This is a genomic window from Micromonospora sp. NBC_00421 (assembly GCF_036017915.1).
Classification (GTDB): domain Bacteria; phylum Actinomycetota; class Actinomycetes; order Mycobacteriales; family Micromonosporaceae; genus Micromonospora.
On sequence record NZ_CP107929.1, the window covers coordinates 6,080,397 to 6,100,398 of the forward strand.

Genomic DNA, 20,002 nt, shown 5'->3' on the forward strand with positions numbered 1-20,002 from the left:
GTACGGCGGGCTACCCGGCAGCGGACGAGCCGCGCGGAGCGCGGGGGCAGCCGTGTTCGCGCTCCCACGCGGCCACCGCCGCGACCGGCGACCGGTTGCCCTTGCCCCGCCAGGAGTCCAGGTACTTCGCCGGCCACACCACACCCCGCCGGATCCACCAGTCGTCGCGCCCGGTGCACTTCGGTGACAACCCGAAGTGCAGGTGGCAGACGTTGTTCGCGTTGCCCGTCCGGCCCACCTCGCCGAGCTGCCGGCCGGCGGTCACCCGGACCCCCGCGTCGATCCCCGCGCTGATCGCACTCAGGTGCGACCCGTAGTACCGCACCCCGTCGTCACCCAGCAACGACACCGACAGACCACCGTTGTACGGACCCAGCGGCCCCTTCTTGTCGAACCGGTCCACCCGGCTCACCTCCAGGACCGTCCCGTCGGTGACCGCCACCACCGGCTCACCGCAGTCGGCGAAGATGTCGGTGCCCGGATACCCCGAGTGCGTCGGGTGGTAGTCGACGTTGCCCGCCCGTACCGGAAAGACCCGGCGCAGGGTGGTCGGGACCGGGGTGGCCGACGGCGACCCGGCCGGGGTCGGCGTGGTCGAGGGTGCGCCGGTGGGGGTCACCGGCACCGACGGCTGGTCACCGGTGGCCACCGCCGTCGGTCCGTCCCAGACCGGGGGCGCGGCCGGTCGGTCCGTCCCGCAGCCACCCAGCAACGCCGCCACCAGCAGCAGGACGGGGTACGCCGGACGGGTGGGCCGTCGGTCGGGCCGCAGCAGGGACATTCGGACATCCTGGCAGACCGCTACGGTGGAGGTCACACCGACAGCGGCACCGGCCGACCCGGTGGGCCGGCTCTCGGCCCTGGCATGACCTGCCGGTCCCCTTCGGTCGGCAGTCCGGCAGGGGCGCTGCGGGTGCGGTGTGGTCCGTCCGGTCGGAGGGGGAGCAGTGAGCATGACGAACCACCAGCCCGGACCCGCTCCGCCGCAGGTCCCGTACGCCTCCTCGGGGCTCTTTCCCGCCGGGCGGCCCCGGCGGCCGACCTGGCGGGAACCGCACCCGGTCACCGGTGCCGCGGTGGCCGCGGGGGGTGCGCTCGCCGCCGCCTGGCTGGTGCTCTTCGGCCTGCTCGGCCGGGACGTCGGCGGGTACGCCTGGTGGACGGTCGTCGCCGGTGCGCTGGCCTGGCTCGCCGCACTGGCTCTGGTCCGGTACGGCGACCGGGGGGTCGGCACCGGCGTCGCTATCGTCACCGCGGGTGGTTGGAGCATCGCGTTCGCAGTCGTCGTGACACGGTGGGCGGTCAGCGCGGACTGGCCGATGTGGTGACTCACGGTGATCGCACGGCTTCGTTTGCCGCATCATCTTGACGTACTCGCTGTGACTGGGGACGCTCTTGTCATGGCCTGGAACACCCCGCGGCTCGACTCCGAGCGGAGCCGGCGTCGCCTGCAGATTCTCGCCGAGCTGGCGGGAGCCCGCTCGGTACGCCAGCGGGAACGGCCCCAGCGGGAACGCACCGAGCGGCTACGCCAGCTCATCGCCACCCGTCGCCGCGTCGCCGGCTGACGAACTTTCCGGGATTGCCCGGTCCTTCGGGGCGTTGACCGGTCGGCTGCCGACCCGACCGGTTAACGTGCACGCGTAACGAGTCGGCCGTGCCGAGGTCTTTTGGGGGAACCATGTCGTACTTCGCTGCCGCCGTGGTGCGCGACGAGGGCGGCTGGAACGCCGCCGAGGTGAACCTGCGGGGCGCCACCGACATCGACGAGGTCGCCGACCGGCTGCGCGATGTCGAACCGGAGGCCGACGTGTCGCTGCTCTTCGTCGAGGCCGACGACGCGTACCTGGTGCTGCTGCGCCTCGACGAGGGAGAGGACCTGAAGGTCTTCGGTTCCGATTCGGCGTACGCGGAGGAGTCCCGGCTGGGTGCGCTGCTCGTCGGCGATCTCAAGACCTCGGTCACCGGCCTCGACGACGTCGACGAGCCGCCGTCGACCACCGCCGGTGGGGGCGACGAGGAGAGCGAGCAACCGGTCGTGGACCCCGAGGCCGACCCGGTGGGCGACGCCGACATCCTCGCCGATCTGGGCATCTCCGCCCAGCATCTGCTCAAGCTCTGTGCCCACGAGGGCATGCTCCCGGCCGACGTGACCGCCGAGGTGTGCCAGGTGCTCGGCTGCGTCGACGAGGTCGAAGAGCTGCGTGAGGTCTGAGCCCTCACCCGCCGGCGACGACGTGACAGGGGCGTTCGGCACCGACGGTGGCCCGACGGTGCCGATGGGAAGCGGCCCGGGGGCGACCGGCCGGCAGGCCGTTCCGGATTCCACCGGCCGCCGGCAACGGCACGAGCGGTGGATGCGCCGCGCGCTGGAGATCGCCGTCACCGGCCCGGACCTACCCTCCGCCGACGGTCCCGTCGGGCCGGACAGTTCCATCGGGCCCGGCGGTTTCGGTGGTGGGGCGGTGGAGGACGTGCCGGTGGGTGCGGTGGTCTACGGCCCGGACGGCACCGAGTTGGCCGTCGGCCGTAACGAACGGGAGTTGACCGGGGATCCGACCGCCCACGCCGAGGTGCTGGCGTTGCGGCGGGCCGCTGCGCGGTTGGGCCGCTGGCGGCTGGACGACTGCACGCTTGTGGTGACCCTGGAGCCGTGCACCATGTGCGCGGGCGCGCTGGTGCTGGCCCGGATCTCGACTGTCGTCTTCGGCGCCTGGGAGCCCAAGACCGGGGCCGCCGGCTCGCTCTGGGACGTGCTGCGCGACCGTCGCCTCAACCACCGCCCCGAGGTCTATGCCGGCGTCCTGGCCGCCGAGAACGCCACCATCCTGCGCGCCTTCTTCCGCTGACCAGCTAACGGGCAGCCGCCTGACGGTCCCGTGCGACCACCCGGGCTTTCCGTGCGGCCCCCGGCGGGCTCCTGCCTGATCAACTCGACAGGGCCGATGCGGCGGTGTCCGCGTGCCGGCGATACCACCGCATCGGCCCTGTGGTGGGCCGGGCTCAGCGGGTGACGGCGGTGTCCAGGGCGATCTCCACCATCTGGCCGAAGGTCTGCTCGCGTTCCTGCGCGGTGGTCTTCGCGCCGGTCTTGATGTGGTCGCTGACCGTCAGCAGGGTCAGCGCGCGGGCCTTGAACCGGGCGGCGATCGTGTAGAGGGCGGCCGACTCCATCTCCACCGCCAGCACGCCGTAGTCGGCGAGGGTGTCGTACAGGTCCGGCCGGTCGGTGTAGAAGGCGTCGGCGGCGAGGATCGGCCCGACGTGCATGGTGATGCCGCGCCGCTCGGCCACCTCGACCGAGGTACGCAGCAACCCGAAGTCGGCGACCGGGGCGTAGTCGATCAACCCGTCGAAGCGCATCCGGTTCATGTTCGAGTCGGTCGACGACCCGATCGCCGCGATCAGGTCCCGCAGTTGGAGATCCTCGGTGAGCGCGCCGCAGGAGCCGACCCGGATCAGGGTCTTCCCGCCGTACTCGTTGATCAGCTCGTGGGCGTAGATGGAGGCGGACGGCATGCCCATGCCCGAACCCTGGACGGAGACCTCGACGCCGTTCCACCGCCCGGTGAAGCCCAGCATGCCCCGCACCGTCGAGTAGCACGTGGCGTCCTCGAGGTAGGTCTCCGCGATCCACTTGGCCCGCAGCGGGTCGCCCGGCATCAGGACCCGCTCGGCGATCTCGCCCGGCTTCGCGCCGATGTGCGTACTCATGGCAAAGATCCTGCCAGGCCGGCCGGGGCGATACCGGTGCGGCATCGGAACCGGGGTTCCTGTACCCTCGTCGGCGGTGGCGTGTCCGAGTGGCCTAAGGAGCACGCCTCGAAAGCGTGTGAGGGTTTACGCCCTCCGCGGGTTCAAATCCCGCCGCCACCGCTCACGAACAGGCGAAACGCCCGGTCGATCCGCGAGGATCGCACCGGGCGTTCCGTTTGTGGTCTCAGTTTCGGTCTCAGTTGCTGCTCAGGAGGGCGTTTTCGGGTCCTCCGTCGGGTTGTCCCAGAGCAGCCCGCCGACCCGCTTGGCGATGTCCCGGCGGACCTGGGCGGTGAGGTGTTGGTACCGGACCGCCATTGCCGAATTCGACCAACCCATGATGCCCATTACCGCCCGCTCGGCGACGCCGAGAATCAGCAGCACCGTGGCGGCAGTGTGCCGGGCGTCGTGCAACCGGCCGTCCCGTAGCCCGGCAAGCCGGAGCAGTCGTTTCCATTCGTCGTAGTCGGTGCGCGGGTTGACCGGGCCGCCGGTCGGCGTGGTAAACAGCCAGTCGCCGCCCTCCCATAGTTGGGCTGCCGTGACGCGCTCCTGATCCTGTTCCTCGTGGTGCTTGCGGAGCAGCGCCACCAACTCGTCAGGCAGCCCGATGCTGCGCCGACCGGCCCGAGACTTGGTCTCGGCGGTGTCGGCGCGCACCTGGCGACGGTCGGGGCAGTGCCCGCCGTGCTTCCGGCCGCACGGTGAGCTACATCCGTGCTTCCACCTCGGCCGCTGCCGGCCGCGCCGAACGGTCAGCGTCCCGGCGTCGAGATCGATGTCCGACCAGCGCAGGCCGAGCGCTTCGCCCTGGCGCAGACCGAGAGCGAGCGCGACCGCCCACCGCGCGCTGTTGCGCCGGCCCCGGGTGGCAGCCATGAGCCGCCGTACCTCCGTGACCGAATACGGCTCGATCTCGCTCTCCGGCAGTCGCGGTGACTTGGCGAGACTGGCGGGATTCTTCGCCAGGTGCCCCCGGCGTACCGCCTCGTTGAGCGCGGTCCGGATCGTGCGGTGCGCTTGGTGGGCGGTCGCTGGGGCGCTGCCGTTGTCCTGCATCCGTCGGTAAAGGCGCTCCAGGTGCTCGGGCTCCAGGCGCTCGATGCGGTGGGCACCGAGACCGGGAATGAGGTGCCGGTAGACCGCCACCCGGTAGCCGGCGATGGTGTTCTCTCGGACGGCCGGTGCGGCGATGTTCTCCACCCAGTGCGTGAGCCAGGTCTTCACCGTCCAGCGCTGGCCAGCCTTGCGGACCGCCCCGCTGTCCCGCTCCCGTTCCAGCAGTCGAACCTTCTTGATGACTGCGGCTTCCGTCTTGCCCCGGACGTGTCGACGGTCCGGAGATCCGTCGTCCTTCACGCCGACGGTCACCCGTCCGTGCCAGGAACCATCAGTGCCGAGGTAGATGCTCGACGCCCCGTTGGGCTTGCGTCCCATTCGTCAGGCTCCTTTCGTCAGGCGGCGTGGTCGAGTGGCGTCGGGTCGGCCAGGAGATCCCGCACGTACTCGTCGAGGCAGAAGGTGGGCACTCGGCGAAGACGGCCGATGGTGACGGTGCGGATCTGTCCGGCCTTGATGAGGGCGTACATGGTGGTACGGCCGATGCCGAGTCGCTGGGCGGCTTCTTCGATGGTCAGGACGACGCGGTTGTCGGTGCTGGGCACTGTCTCTCCCCGTGTTTCCGTGGCGTGTATCGACAGGAGCGGATAGAGCAGGTTGCTGAGAGCGCCGTAGCGCCAAGATCTCGGGCGGCATGGTGTTCGGCCATGCGTCGGTTCGTTGTGTGGCTCTCAGTGGGCCGGTGTGGGCGGGGGTGTGGGCGGCCGTGGGTGGTGCTGTGCGTGGGAGGGCTGAACCATCTCCGCATCTCCGCATCTCCGCAAACATGGCTGTGAGCTGGGCGAATGCTTGCGGAGATGCGGAGTTCCGTTGAGGGGTCATCTCCGCAAAGAGGTGTGATCTCCGCAGTGTTTGCGGAGATGCGGAGATCGATGGTTCTCTAGGTGGTGATCTCCGCAGGGTGTTTCCGCTGGTAGAGCGGGGTTGGTGCGGCGTTGCGGAGATGCGGAGATGGTTCAGCAGGTTTCACCCCTGGTGGTGCTCGACCCAGAACACCGACCGGTCGCCCCGGTCGTTCTTGCCGGCCCGGACGACGTGTTCCCCGCGCCACCGTCCGGCCTGCCCGGTGAGCAGTCGGCCGAGTTGCAGCGGGTTGGGTAGCCGGCCGTTGTGGGTGGTGATGAACTGCCCGTCCCACGGGTCGTTGATGTCACTGCCGAGGTGCAGGGGTTCGGCGTCCTGGCGGAGTTCGGCGGCGGTCATGGGCCGGTTGCCGTGACGGTCGTGCCAGCAGGTGAGGAACGCCCGCCAGCGGGTTTCGTCTTCGTCGATCTCGCGGATATCGGCGGCGTTGGTGAGGAAACCATCGATGCCGTGATGGTGGAGGAATCCGCCGAGGGCTTGCGCCCAGGGGGTGAACTGCCGCATCGACAGTCCGGTGACCCGTGGTGCTCCCTGGCGGGTCCAGTCGAGGACGAGGACCAGGAGGTGCCACAGGACGGTGAGTTGGTTGGTGGGGTTGGTGATCCATTGGTCGAGGTGGGGGATACCGAATCCGGCTTGGTCGCGGAGTTCGGGGCGGGGCATGTCGGGGTCGAGGCGCACCCGGACGGTGCGAGAGGCCATGTCGCCGCCGACTTGCAGGTTGTTGCCCGTGGCCATCCATAGCCGGTCGTTGACGGTGGCGACGTTGCGGGATGCGCCCAACTGCCGGTCGGACCACACACCCGAGGTGACGAGCTGCGCGAGCACCGCCGAGTCGATGACGGTTCCCTCGGCGAGGTTGTCCCAGATGACCACGCCGACCTGCTCTGCCAACACCGCCGTGATGGACTTGCGGAGTTCTTCATCCGAGTAGGCCCAGGTCATGACCCGTTGCCCGTAGAGCATCCCGGGGCCGGCGGTGAGGATCGTCTTCCCCGATGACGGCATGGTCGCGTCGATGAGCGCGAACGGCGTCAGGGAGCGGGTGAAGTGCCGCAGGATCGGCGTGGCCAGCAGCGCCACGTAGTTGGCCCGGTCGGCGGCCGATGACCACGGGAAGTCCCGCAGGAACCGGCCGAGCAGGAACGTACGCGCCTCGTCGACCTGCTCCGGGGTGGGGTGGTCGGGCACGGGTGGCAGGGCGACTTTCGAGGCGAGGTAGAGGCCGGTAGGCGCGTCGTAGCCGGGCTGCTGCAACAAGGTGCCGTCACGGCGCAGCACCGGGGCACCGATGATGCCGCGTAGCGGCGGCACGCCGGGCCAGGTCTTGCCGGCCAGCACCGATGACAGGATGTCGCGTGGTGGGGTCACCTCGTCTTCGAACATCTCAGGGTCTCCTGTGTCGCTCTTGCGAGTCTTGAGGCGGTAGACGTAGGCGTGTTCGGCGAGCAACCCGGCCAGACCAGCGGGGTTGACCATGCTCGCGGACACGGGCAGCGGGGAGTCTTCGTCGGCGGCGGTGGCCAGGCCACCGGAGACCGCTTCCATGTGGACCAGGGAACCGGCGGACACGTACGTGTCGGGCAGCAGCCCGTCGACCAGGGCGGCTTTGAGCACGCGGATGGTTTCCGGGCCGGACCCGATTTGCAACCGCGTCGTCATGCCGCCGCCTTTCCGGTCCCGGCCAGGTGGCGCGGGTTGCGTGCCCCGACGCGCAGCCCGGACGCGATCGTGCGCGCCACCTCCCCGGCCCGCAGCCCGATCGACAGGGCGGCCGGTTCGAGGACCGCGTACACGTCGGTGTCGGTGAGCGCGCCTCCGGCGGCCAACTGGCCGAGTGCCACGGCCGAGGTGAACAGGGCGTGATTGCGGTGCCCGTCGGGGGCGGCGGTGAGGTGGGCGACCTGCCTGCGGATCGCGGCAGCGAGGTACGCGCCGCGCCGATCCGGCGGCAACGCCACCGCAGCAGGCCGGTAGGTCGGCCGCACGGTGGGCGCCAACAGGTCGGCCAGCCATCCGGGCAGCGGGGCGGGGTCGACGTCAAGGGCGATCGTGTAGGGGCGGCGGTTGACGGTGGAACCGGCGGCCACCACGTACCCGCCGTGGGATCGGGTGTCGACCTTCCAGCCGATCCCACCCCACTCCCCGACGGTGTTGCCCAGCATCGGGCCGGTGGCCGGGTGGCGGTAGAACAGGTGGCTTCCGCCCCGGCCGGTGCGCTGCATGTACGTCGGATCGACGGTGCCGTGGTGCCGGTCGGCCAGGGCGATGAGCACGTCTGCCCCGTCGCGCGCCCCGGCCCATTCCGCCGGTGGGACGTCGGCGGGGTGTTTGGGCACGTCCAAGTCGACCACCACCAGACCGGACGGCCCGCAGGCGACGCCGATGCCGTAGGGCTGTTGCGTCCAGGCGCGGCGGATGCGGTCCGGGTCGGTGGTGGCCCGGTCTTCCCACCCGACGTGACGGCCGGCGGCCCGGCAGCGGGGGTCGGTGCGGTCGCAGCGGTCAGCGGTGCACCGGTTCGGGAACGCGGGCCGCTTCGCGTGGTCGTCGTCGGGCCGGGTGTCGGGGCGTAGCGGGAAGACGTGCCAGCCGCGCGCCGCGCAGGCGAGCGCAGCGGCGAGCAGCACCGCAGAGTCGATCATGAGAAGTTCCTTCCGGGCACAGGCGGTCCGGTGGCCAGCACACGGGGGGCGCTGGCCACCGGGAGGTGAGGGCGCGAAGCGCGCCGGTCAGGCCGTTGGGGTTAGGTGAAGCACGCGCCGTTGTCGCAGAGCGCGTCATCGTCAGCGGGGTCGAAGCCGGGAAGCATGTCCTGCGCAGCGGTCACGGCCAGCGCAAGAGGCCGGTTGAAGCGGGTCAGCCACACGGGGTCTTTGCCGAGCGCGGCCCGCCGGGCGTTGAGCAGGTTTTCCAGGTCGCACGCCCGGCGGAACATCTCCGGTCGGTCCCGGCGCGTCTCGGCCCACGTCGCGGGCCGCCGGAACGGGCAGAACCAACAGGCGCTTTTCGGGGGTACCGGGAGGCCGGCGGCGGTGATGATGCGGGCGCAGTCGTGCCGGCGCAGCGGCGGCGCTTGGTCGAGCAGCGGGTAGACGGTGCGTTCGTAGGGTTCGGCGCGGCGGTTGTTGACCCGTTCGATCTCGTCCAGGCTGATGCCCACCCCGACCGTCGCCGGGTTGTCGGCACTCGCGCCGTGGGCTTTGAGCCACCGGCCGATGACCTTGATTTTGAAGTCGGCCGTACACGAGCGAGTGCCGGGCGCTCCGTTGGACATCCGTACGGGGATCGGCAGCGACCGCGATCCCTCACGGGTCAGCCGGCCGTACAGGGTTTCCGTGGTGCCGTCACGGCGGACCCGGTCGAGTTCGTGAAGTTGGATGCCGTGCAGCGCCGCGTAGGGCTTGGCGTACTGCTCCAGATAGACCAGGGTCGCGGGGTCTTCGGAATCGTCGCCGACGTTGGCGAACAGAAACACCGGGAATTCAATCCGCCCGGTAGCGGCCAGCACCAACGCGGCGGTCGACTGCACCCCACCGCCGTAGGAGAACACCCTCACGCCGCACCCCCGGAGAGTCGGTCGGGAAACCGCAGCACGGTCGCACCGTCGTCGCTCGTGGGCCGTGCTGGCGGGATCGTGCGGCGGGTGGGGGTGATGTTCAGGCGTAGGTAGAGCTGGGCGCGGCCCGCGTCGGCCCCGGTCAGCATCCGGCGCTGCCCTTGGCAGGCGAGACGGCCGGTCGCGGCCAGAACACGCGCGGCGGCGTCGAGTTCGGCCGGGGTGCCGGTCAACCAGACTTCGAGGCCGGTCAGGGGCGAGTCGTGCCGGGACGGGCGGTCCGCCCACCGCCCACCGCCGGTCACGCGGCCCTCGCCGCAATGGTGGTGAGTAGTTCGTCTTCGGCGAGCCAGCCGATCAGGAGTTCCGCGTATCCGATGAACTGGCGGCGGACCTGGGGCCGGCAGTCACAGTCGTTGCCGTGGGCGGCGTCGTGGAGGCGGTCGCCGTAGTGCAGGGCGGTGCCCAGGTTGACCATGGCGGGGTGGGTGTCGGTCGGTGGAGGGGTGGGTTGGTTGATGATGCTGAGCAGCACATCGGCGTGACAGGGCTGGTCGAGCGGGCACCAACAGGCCAGGTCACGCCCGGTGAGGTCACGCCGTGCGGCGGTGATCAGATCAGGGCGCAGGATCAGCCACTGCCGGTACTGGTCGATGGCCGTGGCCCGGTCGGCGGCGGTGGCGGCGGTAGGCTGGTAGGGGTTGCCGTAGCGGGTGGGACGTCCGACGTAGACGGCCCCGGCGGGCATCCGCCATCCGGCGGTGCGGCGGCGCTGAATCCGGCGGGCCGCCGGTCGGGTGAGCTGGGTCATCGGGTGGCCTTCCGTGGACGGGGGCGGCCGGCGACGGCGGCCCGGGTGACGGTGTGCCGGAGATCGTTGAGCAGCCCGTGGAGCTGCCGGCGGGCGCGCAGCTCGACCGGGGTCAGGGCGACGCGTACGCGGATCTCGGCGTGGTCGCGGCCGGCGGCGGTGCGGACCCTGACGAGGACGGCGCGACCGTGGCCGGGCAGGTCGATCACGATTTCTTCCGACCGGTGCTCGCCGAGGTTGCAGCGGTGGTCCCGTCCGCACCATCCGGTGTGATCGGGGCGGCGGGTCATGGGTGGCCGTCGCGGTACTCGGCGCGGATGTGCTCGATGAGTCGGCGGCCGGTGCGGACGCGGATGCCGGTGCCGTCGCAGCGGGGGCAGTCGCGTCGGGTGCCGATGGTCGTGCGGTGCGAACGGCGTCCGTGGCAGCGCCGGCAGTGTCCCCACGGGGACACGGCACACACGGCCAGGTATGACGCTGCGTATACGAGGGCGGCAAGGCTAGCGAGCAGGGCGATGGGGACCACGAAATGCCTCCACAGGCCGGTTTTCGGGTGCGTACGGCCGTCGCCGCTAGTTGTTAGGGCGCTGGCCATGGACCAGATGGGTTGCTAGCGGGGGTGCTAGGTCTAGCGGGGTGTGCCGCTAGACCTAGCACCCGATCGCTGCCCGGGTTAGGCGGCTTTGTCGCCTCGCCGCTTGTGACGCTCCGCAACCGCATCGGCGATGTGCTGGCGTTCGATGCCGCGCCGGTTCGCGCCCTTGCCCGTGGCCGGGTCGGTGCCCCATACCTGCCCGGTGGTGATCCCGTAGGGCTTGAGTGCGGCGGTCAACTGGTCGCGGGTCAGATCCCCGTAGGCGTCGGGGTTGAGGTCGGCGAGGCGTTCGGTCAGCGTCTCGGCCCACACCTTCGGCTCCGTCGCCGGGACCACGGTGAGGATGTCGTCCAACAGGGTGTCCCGCCGCGCCGCCGGGGTGGCCGGGGTCTGCCCGATCGCGTGTCCGGTCAGCGTCCCGGCAGCTTCCCTCAGGGCGCGTGCCCGGTCGGTGATCTTGTCGGCGGTGGGACCGTCGACGTAAAACGTGCGGACGATCTGCGCGTCGTCGGCCGCGCCGACGAGGTAGCCGACGCCCTTGTCCTTCTTGGCGAACATGGTCGCCCGGATGCCGTTCTTGTAGGCGCTGGTGCCCAGGATCATGTCGTTCTCAATCTGGCCCATGACCCGCAGGCAGAACCGGGTACCGGCGTTCGCCGACACCCCGGTCGGCAGGCTCTTCGCGTCGGGGCGTTGGGTGGCGACGACGAGGATGACGCCCAGGGCGCGACCGAGCTTGATGACCTTCTCGGCCAGCTCTCCGGCTTCCTTGCCGAACTCCGGGTGGGAGAACAACTCCTGCACCTCGTCCAGGGCGACGACAAGCCAGTGCAGGCCGAGCTTGCGCCGCCGGGCCAGTTCGGGGGTGACCTTGTTGTCCGGGCAGACGGCCTTGGGTAGGCCCTTGATGACGGCGGCGCGGCGCTGGCATTCCTTGCGCAGCTCCCGCAACGCCAACAGTCCTTCTTCGGCGGTGTCGTCGTCCTGCCCGGAGGCGTACCGGGCGGACACCTTTTCGAGGGGGTCGAGTCCGCCGGTGCCCTTGAAGTCGAAGCACCACAGTTCCGCGTACGGGTCCAGGGTGGCGGCGAGCATGGGTACCTGGGTGGCGGCGGTCTTGCCGTAGCCGGGAATCGACCCGATGAGCAGGTTGGTGTAGGGCAGCTCGAAGGAGATGACCCGTCCGCGTGGGTCGGTGCCGAACGGCACCGGCCTGCCCAGGTCGAACCCACCCGACGCCTTGAGTAGGGGCCACGGCTTCGGCGGGGTCGCGGCCATGTCCTGATCGCCCACCCACAGCAGCAGCCGGCCGGGGTGCACCTCCGGTTGCCCTTCCGGCCACACGCAGCCGAGAGGGCGGGTGAGGCCGGCGGCGAGCCGGTCCCGCCGCTCGATCACATCCCCGGCGGTGACACCGGGCGGCAGGTCGATGTCGGCCCGCCACCCGGGGCCGTCGCGGGTGATCGGCGCGGTGAACGCGATAGCCCGGTGTCCCTGCTTGGCGATGGCCTGGGTGATGCCGGCGATGCCGAGCACGGCCAAGGCGCGCACGACCACGTCGGAGGTGAGCCGGGCGACGCGGGGGATGACCACGGCGGTGTCGAGCAACGGCTTGTCGGCCGGTTGCCCCAGCAACCCGCACAGCGTCACCAGCATGGCCAGTACCGCCCACCGCGCCCACAACGGGGCCAGAGCGACGGCGACGCCACCGGCCAGGGTGACCGCGAGGGTGAAGGTGGCGACGATGCCGCGCCAGCGGACGCGCCGGTCACGCTGCCGGGAGAGCTTGAGGTACAGCTCGCCGTCGCGGGACTGGGAGGTGGCCTGCCGGTGCGGCTCGCCTTCCCAGTCGAACAACCACCGGGTACCGCCGGCCACCAACCGGGCCGCACCGGCCGGGGCGCGTAGGGCGAGTTTCCCGGCGTACTTCGGCAGCCGGGTGAGGTGGTAGCCGGTGGTGTGCAGCAGATGCCCCACCGCCCACCGCATCACGTCGACCAGCTCGGCGCGGGAGCGCAGCCACGCGGGCAGGATCGGCCGACGCTGCCCGGCGCGGGCACCGTCGAGGGTGAACCGCGGTGACCGCTGGACGTCCGGGGGGTCGACCAGCAGCGGCCCACCGTCGTCGGGGTCGGGGTCGGGGTCGGGGTTGGTGGTGCGGGCGGTGCGGGCGGCGTCGAGGTCGACCACGTCGGCGTCCGGGCCGCCCGGGTGGTGCAGGTCGCGTTCGGCGGCCTGCCAGTCGAAGCGAGGGTCTTCGTGGGGGGACGTCATGATGGGGGTTCCTCCAACAGGTCCGTTGGTTCGGATCGGGTGAGGGCCGGCGGCACGGCACGGTTCCTAGGCCATGGGCCGCGCCGCCGGGCAAGGGTGGGGTTGGGGGTCAGCGGCGGTCGCGGGGCGCGGCGCGGCCGTTGAGTTGCCGCCGCGCCCGGTCGACCTCCGGACGGTCGTGCAGGGCCTGACGCTGTCGCTCGGCTTCCTGCCGGGCGGTCGTGCTGCCGGTGGCCGTGGCGGTGGCGTCGAGGTCGCGCCACCGCTCGTAGGCGTCGGCGAACCGGTCGCCGCTCACCTGGGGTTCCGCTTCTCGGCGGCGGCCCGGTTGCGGTCGTCGGCCTGGCGCTGCGCTTCGGCCATCTGGGCCAGGCGTGCTTCCCGGCGGCGGGTGACGATCCGGTCGTGGTGTTCGCGCAACTGTCGATCGGACATACTGAGGGTTCTCCCGAGATCCCTATGCGGGTTGAGGGGTAGGGCCGGCGGCACAGCGGGTTGTCTAGGCCGTGTGCTGTGCCGCCGGGCGGGGTCACTTGTCGGTCGCGCCGCAGCAGCGGCAGGTCTTGCCCCCGTTGAGCGGGGCGCAGGCGCATCCGCAGGACAGGCATCCCCGGCCGGGAATGCCACCGGAGTTGGCGTGCAGGCAGCCGCATCGGCCGCAGCGGGTGGCCATCAGCGGCGGCCCTTGCGGCCGATCACGGTCGCGCCGTTGCCGATCGCGGACTGTCCCTTGACCGTGATCCGGCCGGTCGTGATCGGCCCGTCGCCTGATCCGGCCTCGAAGTTGTAATGGCCCTTCGTGCAGATGGCCAGCGTCCCGGTGTCGTCGACCGACACACTGCGGAAGCCGTTGCCGCACGTCGAGCAGGATGAGAGCGCCACGGTGGTTCCTCCCTGAAGGTTCGGGCGGCCAGGCGGTCTGGCGGCCCCCGCGCGGGCACCCTCCGGGGCGGGGTGGGTGCCCGACGGGGGCGGTCAGCCGACGGCGGTCAGGAACGCGGTGAGCGCGGTGCCGACCAGCCCGGCGAGCAGCAGATCGACGGCGGTGCGGACCCGCCGGTACTTGCGCACGGTCGTGCGGGACAGCCACACGAGGTGATTCGCCTGTTCGGCGGCGGCGGTCAGTGGCGGCGCGGTGGCCTCGGTCATCAGGTCCCCCGGTGTGGTGGTGGCGTAGCGGACCAGGCCGTGACCACCCCCCAGGGAGGGCCGGACCGTACCCGCGAGCAGTCCCACCGCCGTGCCGACCGCCGCGACCGTGGCCACCCCGGCGGCCAGCGCGGGGCTGGGCAGGTTGGTGCGGGCCAGGATCGCCACGCCGACCGTGACGGCCGCACCCGCGACCGCCATCAACGTGGACGCCTTGCTGTCGGCGCGCGCCAGTTCGGCGCGGACCTCGGTAATCCGGTCGGTGAACCAGACCGGGTCGGGTACTGGCACCATCAGAGGTGCCCTCCTCTCACGTCAGAGGTTGGGTGACCGGACCGGCGGCACAGCACTGGTTCCTAGGCCGTTGGGCTGTGCCGCCGGGCGGGGTCAGGACTGGTCGGCCTTGTCCTGCTGGGCGGACGATGCCTTGCGCTGCTTGATGGCCTTGTCGCTGAACCACGACGGGTTGGCTTTCTGCGCCCGCCGCTCCAGGTCATCGGCCTGCCGGTCCGTGATGGTGTTCGGGACGGTGGTCCTCTTGCCGAACATGGCTTCTCCCCTGGGTCAGGCGGCGGCCGGGACGGGGGTGCCGTTGACCGGCGTCGGTGCTGCGTGTGGTGCGGATGGTGAACCGGTCACGGGGCGGGGCCGGTGGCGTTTGACGGTGCTCACGCTGACGTTGGCGAGGTGGGCGATCCGCTCGTGGGTGGCGTTCGGCTCGGTGGTGTGCGCGGCGATGACCCGCTCAGCGGCGGTAAGCGACCGGGCCACAGGTCGGGCCGGGCGGACCGGTTCACGAACCGGCGCGGGCGGTGCCGGGGTGACCGGTTCGGCGTGGTCCCCCGGGTCGACCGGAACCTCTGCCGGTCCCTCCGGCGTCGGGTTGGCCGGCGAGTGCGTGGTGACCTTCTCGGCCCGGTGGTCTTTGTCGGCTTGGCGGGCGGCGGCGCGGGCGGCCCGTGCCGTGTTGTAGCCCTCCCATGCTTTGCGGGGGTCGCGTTCGTTGTGTTCGATCGACCAGCGGGCGGCCATGAGGGAGCGAATGGGGAACATGCGGCGGCGCTTCGGGGAGAACTCCACCCCCGCGTCGTCGATCAGGCTCGCGTCCTCGGCCAGCAGTTGCACATGCTGAGCACGGCGGGTGTGCAGCCCCCACAGCCAGGGGCTGAGCAGGGACAGCAATGCGAACGCCACCGCCGCCGCCGTGGGGGCGGCCCCGTCGGCGAAGTGGGCGTAGTTGATGGCGGCGACCACGGCGGCGATCAGCCACGCCGCCCGACGCAGACTCGCGGCGGTGGCGTGGGCCTTGAGCATGAGCGCGTCGTGGGCGTGCCACTGGACGTAGACGGCGATGGACTCCAGGGCGGCGGAGAACGCCACCGCGAACGCCACCCGAGACGGCCCGTTCCACGCGGCCGGGGCGATCTGGTCGTAGGCGTAGGCGGCCTGCGCGTATGCCGCACCACCGTTGATCAGCAGCAGCGGCAGCACCGGGCGTAGCTTCGCGCCGAACTCCGCCCGTGCCCGGCGGCGACGCTCCCGCGTCTCGGCCCGCTCGACACGCCGGACGGCGTCACGGCGGCGCCGCTCCTGCTCATCGGCCAGGGCCTGGCGGCGGGCGTGTTCGGCGTTGGCTTCCCGCTGCTCCCGGTGGAGCTGCGCCATCAACCGGGCACGCTCGACATCGGCTTGTGCGGACTCACGGCGGGCCGCCGCACGGGCAGCCAGGATCGCCGGATCTTCCGGCGTACGACGAAACATCGGAAATGTCCTTCCGGTCAGTGGTCGAGAAGGGCGGCGAGGGGGCCACGGCGCATCAGGCCACCGCCAGCGCGGCGAGCCGGTTAGCCGTCGACTCGTCGAGCGGGCCGGCGGGGTCGGTGTACTCGGTGGCGAAGGCGTAGAACTCCCAGCCGTGCCACGTCGGATAGGCGTTCATCCGCCGGTACGCGCGGCCGTCGTCGGTGGTGCCGGTGCTCTCGGCGGTCAGCAGGTCCGGGTCGTTAAGTCCGGCTAGGTGCAGCCACGACGTCAGGGCGGCGATGCTGTGGAAGTCGACGGCCAGCGACGTGCCGTCGGAGTGGAAGTGGATGGCGATCGGGTCGGCCAGCAGTACCAGTTCGGCCAGGACAGCACGACGACTCTTCCGGTTACTCACTGCGGAACCTCTTTCAACATGGGGAGAGCAGTCGGTGCACTCCCCGAACGAGTGCGGGACGTAGTAGGGACGCACCCGGCCGCAGGCCGGGCACGTGTGCGGGCAGCAACGCGGCGGCCCGATGCGGACATCACGCCACGCGGTGCGGGCTCGTACGGCGGGCGCTGGCGAAGTCAGCAGCAGCGCGGACAACGCGGGCCTCAGCCCGGCGCAACCTGCGCCAGTCCAGGGCAGTCGGGCCACCCTGGTCGATGGCGTTGAGCAGAGCGATTTCGGCGTCAAGCACGTCCAGTTCGGCAGCGATCAGCGGCCATTCGGCCTCGATGGCGGCCAGATCGGCGGCAGATGGTTCGGTGGTGACGGGAGCGAGTTGCTTCCGCACGGAAGACCTCCAAGTGGAGTCAGTAGAGAGCCCGGCGGCGCTGGGCAGGAGCGCTCGCGCCGCCGGGCTGGCGATGGATGAGATGGCACGGTCACCTGAGCCGTGCGCGGCACCTTTTCGGTGGGAGGTGCGGCCCGATTCGGTTGTCAAAGAACAGGTGCGCAGCGGTCCGTGGGCGCGCAGCGCCGCGAGGCGCTGCCTTCCCCGGCTACCAACCGGCGGTGCAGCTGATTTCAGCGCTAAAATTAGCGCTGAAGTTGTGCGATGTCAACGAGGGTGGGGGACTAGGATCAGCGGATCAGGCAGTCAGACAGGGAGGCGTTGGGTGGAGGATTGGCAGGCCGTGGCCAGCGCCATCAACAACCGGATGGCCGAGTTGCCGCTGACTCAGCAGGAGTTGGCCGAGCGCTCCAAGGTCTCGGTAGCGACGCTGCGAGAGCTGCAATACGCGACGGCGACCCGCAAGCGGTCCGCTCGTACGCTCGCTGCGATCTCTCACGCGCTCGACTGGCCGGACGACTATCTCCGCGCCGTGCTGACCGGCACCACACCGCCCAGCGGCAGCGGGGCAGCAGTGTCGGCGGACAGTTCGTCGCTGGTGCTGGCGCGGCTGGATCAACTGCACGCCGAGGTGCGGCGGCTCGCGGATGCCGTCGAGCGGATCGGGATCGATGTCGGTCATGGCGACAAGGACACCAGTTCTGGACGCGCACCCGAACACCGTTCGCCAGCCGGGTAGACGCAGTTCACTAGGCACTGACTAGGCGCGGGTGTGCATGGGTCAATGCCTACGCCAGCAAAGGAGGGCCGTTTTGCCTGCTCGCGCCAGGGATGCAAACCCGAATCTCGCGCTCTACAACCTTCGTGATGCTGCCGGCGAGACTCAACAGGACGTGGCGAACGGGCTGAACCACCTCGGCACGGCGCGGGGCAAGAGACTGGCCGTCACCGCCAACCAGGTGAGCAGGTGGGAGCGGGGAATCACGTTCCCGTCGGCGCTCTACCGGCAGCTCCTTGCCGAGCACTTCGGCGTATCCGTGCAGGATCTCGGCCTTACCCGGCAGCGCGTCACGCCGCAGCAACGCGACAGTCCTGAGAACGACTCCGGAGGTTTCGCGATCTACCAGGATTCCGAGTCTCACCCGCACGCCGAGGAAAGCCAGCAGGAATGGCGGGCCGTCCGACGGAAGCTGAACACCCAACGGGTACAGCTCGCCAGGGAGGCAGCCCGCCTCTATGACGCGAAGGATCGAGTAGGCGACACCGGTCTCATCGCGCCGCCGGAATGGCTGCCGTCGACCCCGATCGAGTTGACGCAGTTCGGCATCGGACTCGCGCCGGAGGGAACCGCGCCGGTCGTCACCGGCACCGAGGACGCATCGGCCGGCGTACGGCCACTGGCGTCAGACGGGCGGCGCCATCAGCGCTACAGCCTCGCGCTGCGCGACGTCGAGCAACCCCGACTGCTGGAGAACCGGCTCGCGTGGCACCTCGCGGGCGTCGATTGGAGCCAGCCCGATCGGGCGCTTACCTTCACCACCGGCACGTACTTCGGTGGTGTCGACGTCTCGGAAGCGCTCGCGCATGAAATGGCGATGTACCACGTTGCCGGCGATGGGAGCGGCATCCTGCCGGCGTCCTGGCGCAACCTCGGCTTCCGGCGACTCGTCGGCGACCCGTTTACGCCCAGCCGCCGGGCCACGGCACCGTCAACCGACACGCTCACCCTGCGGGTCGACGACGACGGGGTTTCCTTCGTGCTGCACAACCGGGCGGCCGGCAACGTGGCCGTAGCCGGAGGAATGCTGCACATCATGCCGGCGGGAGTCTTCCAACCGTCGAGCGTCCTGCCGGCCGCTCAGGCGGCCGACTTCGACCTGTGGCGCAACATGATGCGCGAGTACAGCGAGGAATTCCTCGGCAGCGCGGAGCACGGCGGCGACGGTGAACCAGCCGACTACACCGCCGAACCCCTGGCATCCTTCGACCGCGCCCTGGCCGCCGGTGGGGTTCGGGTCTTCTGCCTCGGCGTCGCGCTCGACGCGCTCACCCTGTGGGGCGAGATCCTGACCGTGGCCGTGTTCGACGGTCCGACCTATGACCGGCTGTTCGCCAACATGGTCAGCGCAAATGCCGAAGGGACAGTGGTCAAGACTGGGCGGGTACGGCCCACCTCGGCGCTGCCGTTCACCCGACACACCATCGACGAACTGACCGCCAGCGGGCGACTGGCCCCGGCGGCGGCCGGCTGCATCCAGCTCGCGTGGGAACACCGTCGCACCATCTTGGGGAGAGGCTGACGTGCACGTACTGGTAACCGGTGGCCTGGGATTCCTCGGCCACGCCGTCACCCGCGAGCTACTCGCCACCGGCCACCGGGTCACCGTCATGACCCGGGGCCGAGGTGACCGCACCCCGCCCCCTGGTGCCGAGCTGGTGACGGGAGACATCCGCGACCGCGACCGCGTCGCCGACATCGTCCAGCAGGGCGGGTACGGCGGCGTGGTGCATCTCGCTGCGCTCACCAGCGGCCGAGACTCATTCGCCGACCCGCTGAGCTACTTCGACGTCAACGCCACCGGCACCCTGAACCTCCTCATGGCCCTGGACGCCGCACGCTCGACCACCGCACCGGCCGCCCTGGTCTTTGCCTCCACCAACATCGTGTACGGATCACAGCACCACGGCGCACTCTCCGAAGACCTCGACCCACACCCCGAAAGCCCTTACGCGGCATCGAAAGTCGCCGCCGAGCAGATGGTGGCGGCCTACGCAGCGACCGGAGCTATCGGCGCGATCACCGTACGGCCCTTCAACATCGCCGGAGCGGTCGACGGCATCACTGATACCGACCGGGCACGGATCATCCCCAACGTCTTCCGTGCGATCACCGGCCAACTCGATTACGTGACGCTGAACGGAGATGGGTCGGCAGTACGAGACTTCGTGCACGTCGCCGATGTAGCCATCGCCGTCCGACTCGCCCTGGCCGCATGCGCCCCAGGGATCTGCCAGACCGTCAACCTCGGTTCAGGCATCGGAACGAGCATGGCCAGCGTGGTAGCCGCCGCCGAACAGGTCACCGGGCGCTCGGTCAACCTCCATCGTCAGCCACCCAAACCGGAGCCAGCGAATCTGATGGCGGACGTCAGCCGCGCCCGGAGCGTCCTTGACTGGACGCCAGTAAGGTCAGAAATAGTCGCTATTATTATAGAGGCATGGGAGGCATGGGAGGGGCGAACCTGAGGGGCGTCCTTCCAGCCGCTTCCGTGAGCCGAGCAGGTCGGGCCGGTGTAAAACGGTTGCGAATCGCGAGTGGGGTCCATGTTGTTATC

General features: G+C 70.5%; 26 protein-coding genes and 1 tRNA gene. 8 read left to right on the forward strand and 19 right to left on the reverse strand.

Annotation, left to right across the window (positions count from 1 at the left end; translation table 11 throughout):
* Positions 1-10 precede the first annotated feature (10 nt).
* Positions 11-955: a peptidoglycan DD-metalloendopeptidase family protein gene (locus OHQ87_RS25935; protein ID WP_442930601.1), complete on the reverse strand. Its 945-nt coding sequence runs from the start codon at positions 953-955 to the stop codon at positions 11-13.
* On the opposite strand from OHQ87_RS25935, the gene OHQ87_RS25940 reads away from it, so the two are divergent.
* The 4 genes from OHQ87_RS25940 to OHQ87_RS25955 all read left to right on the forward strand — a co-directional run bounded on the left by OHQ87_RS25940 (position 954) and on the right by OHQ87_RS25955 (position 2,849).
* On the forward strand, positions 954-1,328 hold the full coding sequence (locus OHQ87_RS25940) for a hypothetical protein (RefSeq protein WP_328342039.1): 375 nt from the start codon (positions 954-956) through the stop codon (positions 1,326-1,328). The two genes, OHQ87_RS25935 and OHQ87_RS25940, sit on opposite strands and share 2 nt — an antisense overlap.
* A gap of 72 nt (positions 1,329-1,400) precedes the next feature.
* Positions 1,401-1,568, forward strand: coding sequence for a hypothetical protein (locus tag OHQ87_RS25945; RefSeq protein WP_204926980.1), 168 nt, complete (start codon positions 1,401-1,403; stop codon positions 1,566-1,568).
* Positions 1,569-1,681: 113 nt separating this feature from the next.
* The gene (locus tag OHQ87_RS25950) at positions 1,682-2,215 is read left to right on the forward strand and encodes a tRNA adenosine deaminase-associated protein (RefSeq protein WP_328342046.1); all 534 of its coding nucleotides are present in this window, start codon (positions 1,682-1,684) and stop codon (positions 2,213-2,215) included.
* A gap of 64 nt (positions 2,216-2,279) precedes the next feature.
* Complete coding sequence (locus OHQ87_RS25955; RefSeq protein WP_328349000.1) at positions 2,280-2,849, forward strand: nucleoside deaminase; 570 nt, start codon at positions 2,280-2,282, stop codon at positions 2,847-2,849.
* A 154-nt stretch (positions 2,850-3,003) separates the two neighbouring features.
* Here the strand turns inward: OHQ87_RS25955 and deoD are convergent, their stop codons facing one another.
* Positions 3,004-3,714, reverse strand: coding sequence for a purine-nucleoside phosphorylase (deoD, locus tag OHQ87_RS25960; protein ID WP_328342048.1), 711 nt, complete (start codon positions 3,712-3,714; stop codon positions 3,004-3,006).
* Between the two features lie 75 nt (positions 3,715-3,789).
* Between deoD and OHQ87_RS25965 the strand changes: the two genes are divergently transcribed.
* Positions 3,790-3,876 (forward strand) — tRNA-Ser (locus OHQ87_RS25965).
* Between the two features lie 87 nt (positions 3,877-3,963).
* On the opposite strand, the gene OHQ87_RS25970 is transcribed toward OHQ87_RS25965, so the two are convergent.
* The 17 genes from OHQ87_RS25970 to OHQ87_RS26055 all read right to left on the reverse strand — a co-directional run bounded on the left by OHQ87_RS25970 (position 3,964) and on the right by OHQ87_RS26055 (position 16,667).
* On the reverse strand, positions 3,964-5,193 hold the full coding sequence (locus OHQ87_RS25970; RefSeq protein WP_328342050.1) for a tyrosine-type recombinase/integrase: 1,230 nt from the start codon (positions 5,191-5,193) through the stop codon (positions 3,964-3,966).
* 17 nt (positions 5,194-5,210) lie between these two features.
* Positions 5,211-5,420, reverse strand: a complete 210-nt coding sequence (locus OHQ87_RS25975) for a helix-turn-helix domain-containing protein (RefSeq protein WP_328342052.1) — start codon at positions 5,418-5,420, stop codon at positions 5,211-5,213.
* Positions 5,421-5,841: 421 nt separating this feature from the next.
* On the reverse strand, positions 5,842-7,401 hold the full coding sequence (locus tag OHQ87_RS25980; RefSeq protein WP_328342054.1) for a hypothetical protein: 1,560 nt from the start codon (positions 7,399-7,401) through the stop codon (positions 5,842-5,844).
* Entirely contained in the window at positions 7,398-8,384 is a 987-nt protein-coding gene (locus OHQ87_RS25985; RefSeq protein WP_328342056.1) for a bifunctional DNA primase/polymerase, read from the reverse strand. Before OHQ87_RS25985 ends, OHQ87_RS25980 begins: the two co-directional genes overlap by 4 nt.
* A gap of 101 nt (positions 8,385-8,485) precedes the next feature.
* The gene (locus OHQ87_RS25990) at positions 8,486-9,292 is read right to left on the reverse strand and encodes a phosphoadenosine phosphosulfate reductase (RefSeq protein ID WP_328342058.1); all 807 of its coding nucleotides are present in this window, start codon (positions 9,290-9,292) and stop codon (positions 8,486-8,488) included.
* Between the two features lie 2 nt (positions 9,293-9,294).
* Positions 9,295-9,603, reverse strand: a complete 309-nt coding sequence (locus OHQ87_RS25995; RefSeq protein ID WP_328342060.1) for a hypothetical protein — start codon at positions 9,601-9,603, stop codon at positions 9,295-9,297.
* Entirely contained in the window at positions 9,600-10,109 is a 510-nt protein-coding gene (locus tag OHQ87_RS26000) for a DUF4326 domain-containing protein (RefSeq protein ID WP_328342062.1), read from the reverse strand. The genes OHQ87_RS25995 and OHQ87_RS26000 overlap by 4 nt, the downstream gene beginning before the upstream one ends.
* Positions 10,106-10,399 (reverse strand): hypothetical protein, encoded by a 294-nt coding sequence (locus tag OHQ87_RS26005; RefSeq protein WP_328342064.1) that lies wholly within the window; start codon positions 10,397-10,399, stop codon positions 10,106-10,108. The genes OHQ87_RS26000 and OHQ87_RS26005 overlap by 4 nt, the downstream gene beginning before the upstream one ends.
* 383 nt (positions 10,400-10,782) lie before the next feature.
* Entirely contained in the window at positions 10,783-12,978 is a 2,196-nt protein-coding gene (locus tag OHQ87_RS26015; protein WP_328342068.1) for a cell division protein FtsK, read from the reverse strand.
* A 109-nt stretch (positions 12,979-13,087) separates the two neighbouring features.
* A complete protein-coding gene (locus OHQ87_RS26020) occupies positions 13,088-13,276 on the reverse strand; it encodes a hypothetical protein (RefSeq protein ID WP_328342070.1) in 189 nt (62 codons plus the stop codon).
* Entirely contained in the window at positions 13,273-13,413 is a 141-nt protein-coding gene (locus tag OHQ87_RS26025) for a hypothetical protein (RefSeq protein WP_328342072.1), read from the reverse strand. The genes OHQ87_RS26020 and OHQ87_RS26025 overlap by 4 nt, the downstream gene beginning before the upstream one ends.
* Positions 13,414-13,650: 237 nt before the next feature.
* The gene (locus OHQ87_RS26030; RefSeq protein WP_328342074.1) at positions 13,651-13,815 is read right to left on the reverse strand and encodes a hypothetical protein; all 165 of its coding nucleotides are present in this window, start codon (positions 13,813-13,815) and stop codon (positions 13,651-13,653) included.
* 138 nt (positions 13,816-13,953) lie between these two features.
* Positions 13,954-14,421, reverse strand: coding sequence for a Pycsar system effector family protein (locus tag OHQ87_RS26035; protein WP_328342076.1), 468 nt, complete (start codon positions 14,419-14,421; stop codon positions 13,954-13,956).
* A 93-nt stretch (positions 14,422-14,514) separates the two neighbouring features.
* Positions 14,515-14,676: a hypothetical protein gene (locus OHQ87_RS26040; RefSeq protein WP_328342078.1), complete on the reverse strand. Its 162-nt coding sequence runs from the start codon at positions 14,674-14,676 to the stop codon at positions 14,515-14,517.
* Positions 14,677-14,691: 15 nt separating this feature from the next.
* A complete protein-coding gene (locus OHQ87_RS26045) occupies positions 14,692-15,888 on the reverse strand; it encodes a hypothetical protein (RefSeq protein WP_328342080.1) in 1,197 nt (398 codons plus the stop codon).
* Between the two features lie 55 nt (positions 15,889-15,943).
* Positions 15,944-16,255 carry a hypothetical protein gene (locus tag OHQ87_RS26050; RefSeq protein WP_328349001.1) on the reverse strand — a complete coding sequence of 104 codons (312 nt, stop codon included), beginning with the start codon at positions 16,253-16,255 and terminating at the stop codon, positions 15,944-15,946.
* 160 nt (positions 16,256-16,415) lie between these two features.
* Entirely contained in the window at positions 16,416-16,667 is a 252-nt protein-coding gene (locus OHQ87_RS26055; RefSeq protein ID WP_328342082.1) for a DUF6284 family protein, read from the reverse strand.
* Positions 16,668-16,992: 325 nt separating this feature from the next.
* On the opposite strand from OHQ87_RS26055, the gene OHQ87_RS26060 reads away from it, so the two are divergent.
* The 3 genes from OHQ87_RS26060 to OHQ87_RS26070 all read left to right on the forward strand — a co-directional run bounded on the left by OHQ87_RS26060 (position 16,993) and on the right by OHQ87_RS26070 (position 19,913).
* Positions 16,993-17,406: a helix-turn-helix domain-containing protein gene (locus OHQ87_RS26060; protein ID WP_328342084.1), complete on the forward strand. Its 414-nt coding sequence runs from the start codon at positions 16,993-16,995 to the stop codon at positions 17,404-17,406.
* A gap of 154 nt (positions 17,407-17,560) precedes the next feature.
* The gene (locus OHQ87_RS26065; protein WP_328342086.1) at positions 17,561-18,967 is read left to right on the forward strand and encodes a helix-turn-helix transcriptional regulator; all 1,407 of its coding nucleotides are present in this window, start codon (positions 17,561-17,563) and stop codon (positions 18,965-18,967) included.
* A 1-nt stretch (position 18,968) separates the two neighbouring features.
* On the forward strand, positions 18,969-19,913 hold the full coding sequence (locus OHQ87_RS26070) for an NAD-dependent epimerase/dehydratase family protein (RefSeq protein WP_328342088.1): 945 nt from the start codon (positions 18,969-18,971) through the stop codon (positions 19,911-19,913).
* Positions 19,914-20,002: the final 89 nt, after the last annotated feature.

Excerpts from the sequence above, each read along its gene's own strand:
- OHQ87_RS25940 (WP_328342039.1), top strand. The coding sequence starts at position 954 with ATGACGAACCACCAGCCCGGACCCGCTCCGCCGCAGGTCCCGTACGCC.
- OHQ87_RS25935 (WP_442930601.1), bottom strand. The coding sequence starts at position 955 with ATGCTCACTGCTCCCCCTCCGACCGGACGGACCACACCGCACCCGCAG.
- OHQ87_RS25945 (WP_204926980.1), top strand. The coding sequence starts at position 1,401 with ATGGCCTGGAACACCCCGCGGCTCGACTCCGAGCGGAGCCGGCGTCGC.
- OHQ87_RS25950 (WP_328342046.1), top strand. The coding sequence starts at position 1,682 with ATGTCGTACTTCGCTGCCGCCGTGGTGCGCGACGAGGGCGGCTGGAAC.
- OHQ87_RS25955 (WP_328349000.1), top strand. The coding sequence starts at position 2,280 with ATGGGAAGCGGCCCGGGGGCGACCGGCCGGCAGGCCGTTCCGGATTCC.
- deoD (WP_328342048.1), bottom strand. The coding sequence starts at position 3,714 with ATGAGTACGCACATCGGCGCGAAGCCGGGCGAGATCGCCGAGCGGGTC.
- OHQ87_RS25970 (WP_328342050.1), bottom strand. The coding sequence starts at position 5,193 with ATGGGACGCAAGCCCAACGGGGCGTCGAGCATCTACCTCGGCACTGAT.
- OHQ87_RS25980 (WP_328342054.1), bottom strand. The coding sequence starts at position 7,401 with ATGACGACGCGGTTGCAAATCGGGTCCGGCCCGGAAACCATCCGCGTG.
- OHQ87_RS25985 (WP_328342056.1), bottom strand. The coding sequence starts at position 8,384 with ATGATCGACTCTGCGGTGCTGCTCGCCGCTGCGCTCGCCTGCGCGGCG.
- OHQ87_RS26000 (WP_328342062.1), bottom strand. The coding sequence starts at position 10,109 with ATGACCCAGCTCACCCGACCGGCGGCCCGCCGGATTCAGCGCCGCCGC.
- OHQ87_RS26005 (WP_328342064.1), bottom strand. The coding sequence starts at position 10,399 with ATGACCCGCCGCCCCGATCACACCGGATGGTGCGGACGGGACCACCGC.
- OHQ87_RS26015 (WP_328342068.1), bottom strand. The coding sequence starts at position 12,978 with ATGACGTCCCCCCACGAAGACCCTCGCTTCGACTGGCAGGCCGCCGAA.
- OHQ87_RS26025 (WP_328342072.1), bottom strand. The coding sequence starts at position 13,413 with ATGTCCGATCGACAGTTGCGCGAACACCACGACCGGATCGTCACCCGC.
- OHQ87_RS26035 (WP_328342076.1), bottom strand. The coding sequence starts at position 14,421 with ATGGTGCCAGTACCCGACCCGGTCTGGTTCACCGACCGGATTACCGAG.
- OHQ87_RS26040 (WP_328342078.1), bottom strand. The coding sequence starts at position 14,676 with ATGTTCGGCAAGAGGACCACCGTCCCGAACACCATCACGGACCGGCAG.
- OHQ87_RS26045 (WP_328342080.1), bottom strand. The coding sequence starts at position 15,888 with ATGTTTCGTCGTACGCCGGAAGATCCGGCGATCCTGGCTGCCCGTGCG.